Source organism: Terriglobia bacterium (genome assembly GCA_036496425.1).
In the GTDB taxonomy this organism is placed as follows: domain Bacteria; phylum Acidobacteriota; class Terriglobia; order 20CM-2-55-15; family 20CM-2-55-15; genus 20CM-2-55-15.
The window spans coordinates 1-2654 of sequence record DASXLG010000252.1; the positions used below are offsets into that span (position 1 = coordinate 1).

The window sequence follows — 2654 nt, forward strand, 5'->3', positions numbered from 1 at the left end:
CTGCGTCATCCGCGTCATCTGCGGCTAAAACCTCTACCCGAAAAACACGGCAGCGTCATCAAAAACTTTAGGATCGAGAAGTTTCTGCGTCAGCGCTTCTTCAATCGGGACGGCCATGATTTCCGTTCCGCGCAGAGAAGCCATGTGGCCGAATTGTTTTTCGCGGATGAGTTCGACAGCCTTCAGGCCAAACCGGGTCGCGAGTACGCGGTCATAAGCGGTTGGCGTTCCGCCGCGTTGCACGTGGCCGAGGACGGTGACGCGGGTTTCGATTCCGGTCCGCGCTTCGATCTGGTCGCCCACCCAGTGGCCGATTCCACCGAGTTGCGCATGTCCGAATTCATCGAGGTGTCCGGCTTTCGCCATCACCTGATGCGTCTCATCCGGCATGGCGCCTTCGGCAACAACCACGATGGAAAATTCCCGGCCGCGTTCGATGCGTTTTCGAATAAGGGAGCAGACCTCGTCGAGATTGAATCGTTTTTCCGGGACCAGAATGCAATCCGCGCCGCCGGCCATGCCGGAGTGAGTGGCAATCCAGCCGGCGTGCCGGCCCATCACCTCGACAACCATGACCCGCTGATGGGATTCGGCGGTCGTATGCAGGCGATCGATCGCTTCAGTGACGATCTGAACCGCGGTGTCGAAGCCGAAGGTGTAGTCCGTTCCCGCCAGGTCGTTATCGATGGTTTTGGGAACACCGACTACAGGATAGCCTTCCTGTTTGAACAGCCTGTTCGCAACACCCAGCGTATCTTCGCCGCCGACGGCCACCAGGTAGTTCAGGCCGAACTTCTTCCAGTTCGACTTGAGTTTCTGAACCTGCTCCACCTCCTTGAATGGATTCGTACGGGATGTTCCCAGGATCGTGCCGCCTCGCGGAAGAATTCCCGTAACAGAGAAATCGGTAAGCGGCTCGACCAGCCCCTCCACGAGGCCCGCCCATCCTTTTTTGATTCCGAGGACTTCGTAGCCGAGCGCGCGGGACCGGCGAACCACGGCGCGGATCACGGCATTCAAGCCGGGACAATCGCCGCCGCCAGTCAGGATTCCGATTTTCTCCATGGGCATATCCTCCGCTTCTATAATAAGGCATGCGTGTTTTGGCGGTCGACACGAGCTCTGAACGGGGAAGTGTCTGCATTGCGGAGAACGCGCAAGTTCTCGGCGAGGTGCGTATTGCCTCGTCTATCCAGTATTCCGAACGGCTTTTCCGCTCTATTGAGTTCTTATTCCAGTACTTGCCGTTTCAACTGTCCGACATCGATTTATTCGTTTCCGCCAGGGGCCCCGGCTCCTTCACGGGGCTGCGAGTCGGCCTGGCGGCGATGGAGGGATTCGCCGCCTCTCAGGGGAAGGATGGGGCAGGCGTCACGACACTGGAGGCATTGGCCTGGAAAACAGGCATTCGCGGCGCGCTCGTTGTTCCGATGATCGATGCGCGGCGGGGGGACATTTATGGCGCGGTCTATCGCCGGAGCGACGAAAATGGCGCCGGCGATACTCTTGTTGAAGAACGGCTGCCTATCGTGTTAAAACCCGCCCAATGGCTGGCATCTTTGCCTCCAGTTCCTTTAATTTTTTGCGGCGACGGTGCGGCGCGATATCGCTCTTTGATCGAAGGACAACCGGGCTGGGCCGTCCACCCGATGGACCTGTATCTGGCCTCCACGATTGCGGAGCTGGCGCTCACGTCGAACAGCGGTCCGCTGGCGCCGCTTTATGTGCGCAAAACGGATGCGGAGATTGCTCGTGAAAGCATTGGAAGTCCGAGTTCGTAAAGTCCGAAAAGGCGACATCGATCGGATTATCGATATCGAGCGGTCCTGGCACCACCTGTCTCACTGGTCGGTCGACAGCTACTACCGCCTGCTCAACGATGACAGTTTTACCTCCAGCTTTGTCGCCGAAATCGATGACGAAGCAGCCCGGCCTAAAATCGTAGGATTCGTCATCTTCCACATCGCCGCGGATATATCGGAGATCTACAACATTGCGGTCGAAAGCGGCCAGGCGCGGTCGGGCATCGGCCGGGAACTGATGTCCGCGGCGATTCAGGAATCGCGCCGCCGCAGGGCGGAGAAAGTCATTCTCGAGGTGCGTAAATCCAACAACCCCGCCATCAATTTCTACCTGAAATTCAACTTCACGATCGCAGGCGAACGGAAGAATTATTACTCGAATCCGATCGAAGACGCCTACGTCATGGAGTTGGCGATTTCGGATTGAAGTGATTGTTACGCGTATGTTACGGTGACCGTAAGGTCAAAGTTTCCATCCTTATAGGAGGAGCGCGATGATAATGAAGGAGGAGGAGATCAAAGACTATTTGATCTCTGAGAACGTGGAGTTTCGCCGTCTATGCGAACAACACAGGCTTTGCGAAGGCAAACTGAACGAACTGAATCGCCACCACATGACGGAACACGACCATCTTGCAGAAATTCAGCTCAAGAAAAGGAAACTCCAACTGAAGGATCAGATGAACTCGATTGTTTCCAGATTTCGAACCGAGTTGAGCCACCAGCACACATAATCAACCCCGGAACCGGGAAAATCATTAGCCGCAGATGACGCGGATGACGCAGATGGGGCGCCTCAAAAGTTCGTTTTTGCGTCCCATCTGCGTCATCCGCGTCATCTGCGGCTAAAAC

General features: G+C 56.3%; 4 protein-coding genes. 3 read left to right on the forward strand and 1 reads right to left on the reverse strand.

Going from position 1 to position 2654, the window contains the following annotated elements; translation table 11 throughout:
- Positions 1-33: 33 nt before the first annotated feature.
- Positions 34-1065, reverse strand: a complete 1032-nt coding sequence (locus VGK48_18280; protein HEY2383127.1) for an ATP-dependent 6-phosphofructokinase — start codon at positions 1063-1065, stop codon at positions 34-36.
- 29 nt (positions 1066-1094) lie between these two features.
- Between VGK48_18280 and tsaB the strand changes: the two genes are divergently transcribed.
- The 3 genes from tsaB to VGK48_18295 all read left to right on the forward strand — a co-directional run bounded on the left by tsaB (position 1095) and on the right by VGK48_18295 (position 2536).
- Positions 1095-1781, forward strand: coding sequence for a tRNA (adenosine(37)-N6)-threonylcarbamoyltransferase complex dimerization subunit type 1 TsaB (tsaB, locus tag VGK48_18285; protein ID HEY2383128.1), 687 nt, complete (start codon positions 1095-1097; stop codon positions 1779-1781).
- A complete protein-coding gene (rimI, locus tag VGK48_18290; protein ID HEY2383129.1) occupies positions 1753-2229 on the forward strand; it encodes a ribosomal protein S18-alanine N-acetyltransferase in 477 nt (158 codons plus the stop codon). The genes tsaB and rimI overlap by 29 nt, the downstream gene beginning before the upstream one ends.
- Positions 2230-2296: 67 nt before the next feature.
- Positions 2297-2536, forward strand: a complete 240-nt coding sequence (locus tag VGK48_18295) for a YdcH family protein (GenBank protein ID HEY2383130.1) — start codon at positions 2297-2299, stop codon at positions 2534-2536.
- The last annotated feature ends 118 nt before the right edge of the window (positions 2537-2654 follow it).

Bases quoted from the DNA above. Each gene is read 5' to 3' on its own strand.
- VGK48_18280 (HEY2383127.1), bottom strand. From the start codon at position 1,065: ATGGAGAAAATCGGAATCCTGACTGGCGGCGGCGATTGTCCCGGCTTG.
- tsaB (HEY2383128.1), top strand. From the start codon at position 1,095: ATGCGTGTTTTGGCGGTCGACACGAGCTCTGAACGGGGAAGTGTCTGC.
- VGK48_18295 (HEY2383130.1), top strand. From the start codon at position 2,297: ATGATAATGAAGGAGGAGGAGATCAAAGACTATTTGATCTCTGAGAAC.